This window comes from Vibrio sp. 1402, from assembly GCF_033340275.1.
Map to the genome: position 1 here is coordinate 1 of NZ_JAWOWE010000231.1, position 737 is coordinate 737.

The following is a 737-nucleotide window of genomic DNA, read 5'->3' on the forward strand; positions in this document are numbered from 1 at the left end:
CTGGGTTGTTGTATTCAACCGTCACATAGCCAGCATTTGCCGAGCCAGACGCATCGCCACCAGCGGCCGTTGCTTCAAGAATTGCTGTCGGGTCGGCACCTTCCAAAATCGCTTGTTGGATAGCAGCAACATCATTTGCGTCAAAATTAGCACTATCAATCGCCGTCGGGTCGAAAGCAATTTGACCATCAACCGGGGTTTGAACCAAAGTTTCCGGTTGTTCTGATGAAGGCTCGGGAAGACACGCGACACAGTTTTGGTCGACAAGATAGAGCTCGTTATTGATTAGAACATCCAAAGACGCATTGTTTTCTGTGACAATGACATCCCCTGTATTTAACGCATCTCCGGCGCTTACCACTCGGATCTTACCTGTAAGATCCAATACCAAAACTTCCCCTTTGACAGCATTTACAATCGCGTTTTGCGGCACGGTTTGCGTACTCATCTGACCTCCGCTAATGGCCAACGTTTCCCATTAACCTATTGCATAGTTTTTAGTTGAATATATGTGGTGTTTTGCACATCGTTGGTTGATTAAACTAACTATCAACTCATTAAACAATCGACTTATTGCGTTCCACATCCCAAAACAAGTGAAAGTTACTATCTGTCACAAAAATGGTACACATATCCTAGCGGCGCAATATCAATTAATTATATGAAATGCGTCACTTATTTCTAAACAAGTGTAGTCGGTCTGATAAAAAACGGAGTTATCAAAGTCACTTAACTAA

The 737-nt window shown here is 43.1% G+C and carries 1 protein-coding gene; it reads right to left on the reverse strand.

Features of this window, described 5'->3' with window-relative positions; all coding sequences use genetic code 11:
* A partial coding sequence (locus R7044_RS25280) for a retention module-containing protein (RefSeq protein ID WP_225456004.1) occupies positions 1-448 on the reverse strand: 448 nt, incomplete at its 3' end.
* Positions 449-737: the final 289 nt, after the last annotated feature.